We start from the raw sequence: 6849 nt of genomic DNA, 5'->3' as shown, positions 1-6849 counted from the left end.
CGGGATCTGGTCATCAATCGGCCTGACCAGGTCTGGTGTTCCGATATCACATATAGTGCGCCTCGCCCCGGATGGTCTGGGGGAGCGTATGACTGGAATGCAAAGGAGAAAGGAGGAACAGAAGTACTGCCTTGTTCCCTGCTGTGGGGGAACATGAGCCCAAGCGGCGGTGACCTGCTGTCAACTGGCAGGGTGACGTAGCCCGCAGGTAAAGGGGATTGAGGCGAAACCGTTACGCCGAGATGGTCCCCGAGGCTGAAGCGTTGGAAGGTTGAGGAATACGAACCGGTTAACCCGCATCCGAGGGCTGAAATGTCGCCTCCGCCTACACGGTTTAACAGGCGGAATACTGATGACGCCGCTGGAGATGTAAGTCAGCGGGGTCTGAATGCAGGCATACACGTATGGTGTCTGCTGGGAGCCGTGGAGAGAACACAGCCAGACCACGGCATCGGTATCGACTTGCGGAACGCAAGGAAAAGGACTGCGACCGGCAGCCTCCCCAACGCGCTGATGTCCAGCATACGAACGAGGGAAGGCTTGATGGAATGCCAAGGGAGTTGACCCTGATGTCCATCAAGCTGGCGGAGTTCCCGTAGTAGTCCGCGGCCGGGAAAGCCTGCCACATGGCGAAGGGGAACAGTTCAGACTGCTTGAAGTGCAAACTAACTGACCTAATGAGGTGAAGACCTTTGATAATCAGGGAAATGCAGCACAAGCTTGCAACATGGGCCGCAGCGGACCCGAACCGTCGGTTCGACCGCCTGTTGCGGCTCATGGCCAGCCGGGAGTGGCTTGCCGAAGCGGCCCGGATCGTATTGGCGTCGAGCGGCGCCCATACACCGGGCATAGACGGAATAGACAAGCGCCGCATGCAGAACACGCTGGATCAACATCTGGCAAACCTGCGTGTGGACCTGCTGAACGGCACGTACTGCCCGAAGCCGGTCAGGCGCATCTATATCCCGAAAGCGAACGGCAAGCAGCGCCCGCTGGGTATTCCGACCTTGACAGACCGCATTGTCCAACGCGCTATGCTGATGGTCATGGACCCAATATGGGAAAGCGATTTCCATCGTCTCTCCTACGGGTTCAGGCCGGAACGCACCGTGCATCATGCTGTCCGGACCGTGAAATTGCAGCTTCAGGATGGCAGTGACACGAGGGGACGCTGGGTCATCGAAGGTGATCTTGCGAGCTACTTCGACACGGTCCATCACAGGCTGCTTCTTCGCAGCATCCGGCGGCGGATAATGGATGATCGGTTCATTGATCTGCTCTGGCGTATCCTTAAGGCAGGCCACATCGAGCGTGGTCTGTTCGTGGCGGCCAGCGAGGGTGTTCCGCAAGGTGGCGTTCTGTCACCGCTTCTGTCCAATATCATGCTCCATGAGTTCGATACATGGCTGGAGACGAAATACCTGAGCCACAAAGCGCGAAAGGACCGTTGGGCCTGGAATTTTGGCATACAGCAGCAACGGCCCATCACGGTTCGCGAGAACCGGCAGTGGCAACCCGCTGTTGCCTATTGTCGCTATGCCGACGATTTTGTCGTCATCGTCAAAGGGACAAAGGCACATGCCGAAACCATCCGTGAGGAATGCCGGGATTTTCTGGAAAACCGTCTGAAACTGAAGATGAATATGGAGAAATCTCATATCACCCATGTTGACGATGGTTTTGTCTTTCTGGGAAATCGGATCATTCGGAAACGGGGATCACGCGGGCGTATGTCCGTGGTCACGACAATACCCAAGGAGAAAGCCAAGGCCTTTGTTCACGGACTGACCGAGGCGCTCACTGGACATCACGATATCAATGCGGTTGACATGGTTGCCTCCCTGAACCGTCGCTTGGCAGGATGGGCGGCATTCTACCGGTTCACGGACTTCACAGCGCGCACATTCCGGCGCATCGACACTGTCGTGTTCTGGAAACTGGCGCACTGGCTGGCGCAGAAATATCGTTCTCGTATCAGGTCTCTGATGCGAAAATGGTATCGAGTGCCGGAGACGGGCCAGTCCAAGACTTGGCTGGTCTATGGACGAAGCGAACAAGGCAATCCTGTCGGAAAGGCGCTGCGACGGCTCGTCACGAGCCCGAAAGCACAATTCCGGTGGCGGAACCCCGAGCAAAACCCCTATATCTTCAGGGACGAAGCACGGAGCACGGTCACCTCCCGTTATCATGATGTGGCAATGGCTTTAAGCCGAGCTTGAACGGAGAGCCGTATGCGCTGAAAGGCGCACGTACGGTTCGGAGAGGGGAAGCGCATATGCGCTTCCTACTCTACTTCCCATGAAACGGGGATTTCTCTATCTCGTGGCGATCATGGACTGGTTCACGCGCAAGGTCCTGTCCTGGCGTCTGTCGAACACGATGGACGTGGAGTTCTGTATCGAGGCGCTACAGGATGCCCTCATGCGCTATGGCGCCCCGGACATTTTCAATACTGACCAAGGGTCGCAATTTACGACACCCCGTTTCAGCGGGATACTGGAAGAGCGTCAGATCCACATCAGTATGGACGGGCGTGGGCGATGGCTGGACAACGTGTTCATCGAGCGTCTGTGGCGGTCGCTGAAATATGAATGCGTCTACCTGCACGCGTTCGAGACCGGATCAGAACTGAGGGCCGGGCTTGGCAGATGGATCGCCCATTATAACGAAAGGCGTCCGCATACGGCGCTGGCTGGACGAACGCCCGATGAGGCGTATCATAACGTGCCGACGCCATCTGGTCCGGGGTTAACCCCGGACCAGATGGCCAACAGCAACGCCGTCAGAAGGGCGGCATAACGACAACCGGGTATAGCTTATCAAGCCCGCAAAACTGTCCGAACGGACGGGACCACCTCTCTCCATGCCTTGCCGTAGGGCTTCATCGCGTCCGCCGTTATGGCCTGTTCGTAAGTTCCAACCTTCAGGCCAACCTAATAAACAAACCGCGGACGGCGGGGTGGTAGTTGGTGCGTCGTTACAGTTTGACGTTTATTCGTATCTGTGGGTTACTCGGAGTAACGTAACCGTACAGAAGATTAGAGCTTGCCATGACGGATCAAAGTTTCTTTACGTGTTTGCCTACCTCTTCTCATGATACTTCACTGATGCAGACCTCAGGAGGGGGGCATTCCACAGGAACGAACGATCATCAGTTTGGCGCCGCTGCTTCAACAAAAGCAGATTATGATCTAAAACTGGCTACCGGATCCTCTTCAAATAATGAGGTCACCCGATATGGGTCATCGACAGACTATCACCGTAATAGTTCAGCACTTCAGTCTGCGCTTCAGACGCTCCAAAACTTTGGAAATGGCACGGGGCAGTCGACAAAAGACGCTCAATCTTCTGCGCCTACGACACAGAACCTGACGTCTTCGCCTGTTGGGCTGGTCATGATGGCGCGCTAGACAGAAGACTCTGACGATGATGGTTACACCCCTCCCAAACAGAGTAATGGCGTTTCTGACAATGGCGGGGGTGTCGAAGCCAGTGGGGACGGCGATACGTTCACATCACATCCTACCAATTCAGGTGATGGAGGGGGTAGTGGCGCAGATCCATCTATTTGGGGGACAGGCAGTCCTTCTACCTCTTCCTCATCCGATGTCGAATATGTCCCTGTCCACGGCCATAAAATTGTTACGTATCACGGCTATAAAGCTGCCGTTCTGAGTAATGGTGTTTTCCTGCTCGCTCCTAACGGAACAGACTTTGCAACTTACACAACGCCGTCTGGGGCCTTCGCTCCGATAAAGCTTGCTGATCTTGATCAGGACATACAGAAAGATTTCAGTGACATTTTAGGAAGCTCCCCGTCCGAACAGGATTATGAGAACGCCTACAAGACGGCCAGCAACGGCGGTTCACCAGATCAAATTCGAAGAGACATCGCATTTTCTGATGCCGCAGCGGCGAAGGTCAACGACCTTTATGCTCAGGTCTTGGGGCGTGGATCGGATCCAGGCGGATTGAAAGCTCAGCAAAACGCTTTGTCATCCGGGATGACGCTCCATGACGTTCGCTGGAGCATGGCGCACTCAGCTGAAGAGGTTAGCCATCTAAACGATCTTTATCGCCTGGAACTGGGGCGGCAGGCAGATGCTGGCGGAAGTCAGAATTATCAGGATGCGATTGGGAACGGTCGCAGTCTGGATGATAGTATCCATGATATTGCCTATTCTACCGAAGCACGAACACAGCAAATCGACCCTTTCCTGCAGAACAATATTGGTAATATTTCCGGTGATCTGGAGCAAAGCGCCGCTGCCGTTCTGAATTATGTGTCGCAAGCTGCGACGAGCATTCGTGACTATTCGCAAGAGCAGATTCAGTCACTCGCTAATGGTTATCAGACTTCTTTTACGCTTGACAGCAATGTCGTGAACAGCCTCACCCCTCATAACTCGACTGCATGGCAGTGCCTTGCGGCAGCGATGGTGGTTTCTTTTGCGGCATTTGGTGCGCCAGAGATGGGCGCTGCCGCAGTTGTGGGAGGCGTTGCTGTCGCGGGCGGAGATGCCCTTCTTGACAGGGCGAGTTTGATCATGGAGTCTCGATTTGTTACAGATCTAGAGACAAAAAACCCAAATATTGTGACTTCAGAGGAAAAAACTTATACCGCAGAGGACCTTGCTCCAGTAATTGCTCAGCATAGTCTGAAACATATTGATGCTCTTACGAAGCCCAATGCCATCCCATTGCGAACAATCGGGATCAACAACCTCAATGATCTATCAAATTACGCGAAAAACATGCTTTTGAACGCCCCAAGCAACCCCGGCCGATACGAAATAAATTCGGAATTGGGGGGAGATCGGATCGGCATTTGGGATCATCAAGATCAAACGGTATTAATATTTAATCCATACTCGAAGACTGTGGGAGACAATAATGGTACTTTATTTATGCCAAAATCGGGATATAGCTATTTTAAGGGGCTAGAATAATGACTAACAATTTTACTCTCTCCTTTGATGAACTGGTTTCCATTCGGAACTATCTGATTGCAACAGTAATGGATTTTTCAGATGCCACCGAGATAGCCATTTTAGGAATGTTTTCAGATGACGAAATTTTAATGGAAGCAATAAATATAAAGTCTTTACTCTTACAAAACAAGAAAGAATACACTAATATCTTCTCAAAAGAGGATTACAAGCTTATAAAAAGCTGTTTATATCATGGGAATTTGGCTTTAGGAATATATGACAAATATAAGGCGCAAATAGATTACGAATCCTGTATTTTCTCTGATACCGCAGATAGGTTACTAAACTATATAAATGCCAACACTGATTCAGGCCATTCGTCTTCTAATTAAAAAAGATGAATTGGCCCTGTAGAATATTGAATGACAGAACGAACTAAACCGTGCCGATACTGGGAGAGACCGGTTTGCACGAGTTAAGCCGCCATGGGGGCATGGTCCATAGCGGTGTAAAACTGTCGTTTGGCTGCGGCCGACGCAATGTTGCCGATCCGCACGATGATGCGGCAGTTGTTAAGTCACTCGACCATTCGAGCGCGGCATACTCCACGGCATCAAACGATCGCCATGTTCCGCGCCTGTGGCTCAACTACAGGGATCAAAGAACCGTTAATTAATGCCCTAGTTTCTTTATAGATTTTGGCGCATTGCTTTATGATTGTTGGTCCTAAGTTTTGATCAAAGTGGCTGTCACTTGCTCTGGATCGCTACGCGTGTGAATCAAACCTCAAAATCCACAGTCCACGAAAGTACTTCAAGCTGATCCCTAGGCGCGCTAAGACGCGCCAAGTGCTCCTCAACATCAAAAAATGGGCTGCTTCACCATTCATTTTAGCTGTCCAGTTGTGAGTCGTCGCAAGACCTATTCGAATTTTTCTCTGTAAAGCAGACCTTCCGCTTCCCCCCCCCTAAGCAGACCTTAAATAGTCCGTTGTTCAGTCCTGGAAGGTGCGACGAGATTGAAATGCTGGACGTTCAAATTGGCTTCATGCGCACGTGCCTGAGCCAGTTCGAATGCACTCTGCATACGCATCAAGGTATCGGCGCGTACTCCAAAGGCCTTCTCAAACCGAATGGCCATGTCAGCAGACAGGTTAGACCTTCCGTTTAGAAGAGCACTGATCGACTGACGCGAGACACCAAAATGTTCCGCAACGGTGTTTACCTTGATATTATAAGGCTCCAGTATTTCTGTCCTGATCCAGTCACCCACATGAACGGCCAGCGAGGCATGCATTTTAAGCGCCATGATAATCCTCCAGTGTCATATCGCAGAGGGAACCCTGCTCGTTCAGGCGAAACGTCAGACGCCAGTTTTTGGTGACCGTCATTGACCAGGTGCCTGCGCGATCCCCCGTCAATGGGTGCAACCCATAATTTGGAGGAACAGCAAGTTCGTCTAACGACGCTGCTGCATCAATGAATGCCAACATCTTCCGAAGCCGGCTGACGTCGCCAACGAGACCTTTAGCATTACCTGTTTCGAAAAACCGGCGCAGGCCTTTGTGACTGATGCTGTCGATCTCCATGGATGTAACCTACAGCTTTACGTTCCCAATGTAAAGATATGCTTTACATAGTGGAATTTCTATTGCCTTGAACTTACCTAAGAGCCCCCTTCCCTACCTCATTTGAGACGACCGTTCTCAGTAAGTCTGACAAGGTAAAGTTATATCCGTTAATCCTTATTATCGGACATAGGGGGTAGGGCACAAAAAAGACCCAAAAAGGTCTTTTCGAGGCGTGTTCGACAGACGCTCATGCAAGGACAACGTCTGCTGCCGGAAAGACAGTCTGATCGTCTCTGGCCCTCTTTGCGAGAGACATTCCAACTCACGCAGGTCTGTAACTATTCTGAG

5 protein-coding genes and 1 pseudogene are annotated in these 6849 nt (G+C 51.7%); 4 read left to right on the top strand and 2 right to left on the bottom strand.

Going from position 1 to position 6849, the window contains the following annotated elements:
• The first annotated feature begins 707 nt into the window (after window positions 1-707).
• The 4 genes and pseudogenes from ltrA (at window position 708) to ABF859_RS15140 (ending at window position 5323) form a co-directional block, all read left to right on the top strand.
• On the top strand, window positions 708-2219 hold the full coding sequence (gene ltrA, locus ABF859_RS15155) for a group II intron reverse transcriptase/maturase (RefSeq protein WP_415528463.1): 1512 nt from the start codon (window positions 708-710) through the stop codon (window positions 2217-2219).
• Window positions 2220-2286: 67 nt separating this feature from the next.
• Window positions 2287-2799 (top strand): annotated as a pseudogene (locus ABF859_RS15150) (IS3 family transposase); the annotation flags it as partial.
• Window positions 2800-3566: 767 nt separating this feature from the next.
• Complete coding sequence (locus ABF859_RS15145) at window positions 3567-4949, top strand: DUF4214 domain-containing protein (RefSeq protein ID WP_415528465.1); 1383 nt, start codon at window positions 3567-3569, stop codon at window positions 4947-4949.
• Window positions 4949-5323: a hypothetical protein gene (locus ABF859_RS15140; protein WP_415528462.1), complete on the top strand. Its 375-nt coding sequence runs from the start codon at window positions 4949-4951 to the stop codon at window positions 5321-5323. Before ABF859_RS15145 ends, ABF859_RS15140 begins: the two co-directional genes overlap by 1 nt.
• 586 nt (window positions 5324-5909) lie before the next feature.
• Here the strand turns inward: ABF859_RS15140 and ABF859_RS15135 are convergent.
• On the bottom strand, window positions 5910-6239 hold the full coding sequence (locus ABF859_RS15135; RefSeq protein ID WP_061928275.1) for a HigA family addiction module antitoxin: 330 nt from the start codon (window positions 6237-6239) through the stop codon (window positions 5910-5912).
• On the bottom strand, window positions 6229-6519 hold the full coding sequence (locus ABF859_RS15130) for a type II toxin-antitoxin system RelE/ParE family toxin (protein WP_061928277.1): 291 nt from the start codon (window positions 6517-6519) through the stop codon (window positions 6229-6231). Before ABF859_RS15130 ends, ABF859_RS15135 begins: the two co-directional genes overlap by 11 nt.
• Window positions 6520-6849 lie beyond the last annotated feature (330 nt).

Source organism: Gluconobacter sp. (genome assembly GCF_047722525.1).
Classification (GTDB): Bacteria; Pseudomonadota; Alphaproteobacteria; order Acetobacterales; family Acetobacteraceae; genus Gluconobacter.
Note: the sequence above shows the minus strand (reverse complement) of the source record. Positions and strands in the feature narration are given on the sequence as shown.

Excerpts from the sequence above, each read along its gene's own strand:
- ltrA (WP_415528463.1), top strand. The coding sequence starts at position 708 with ATGCAGCACAAGCTTGCAACATGGGCCGCAGCGGACCCGAACCGTCGG.
- ABF859_RS15140 (WP_415528462.1), top strand. The coding sequence starts at position 4,949 with ATGACTAACAATTTTACTCTCTCCTTTGATGAACTGGTTTCCATTCGG.
- ABF859_RS15135 (WP_061928275.1), bottom strand. The coding sequence starts at position 6,239 with ATGGCGCTTAAAATGCATGCCTCGCTGGCCGTTCATGTGGGTGACTGG.
- ABF859_RS15130 (WP_061928277.1), bottom strand. The coding sequence starts at position 6,519 with ATGGAGATCGACAGCATCAGTCACAAAGGCCTGCGCCGGTTTTTCGAA.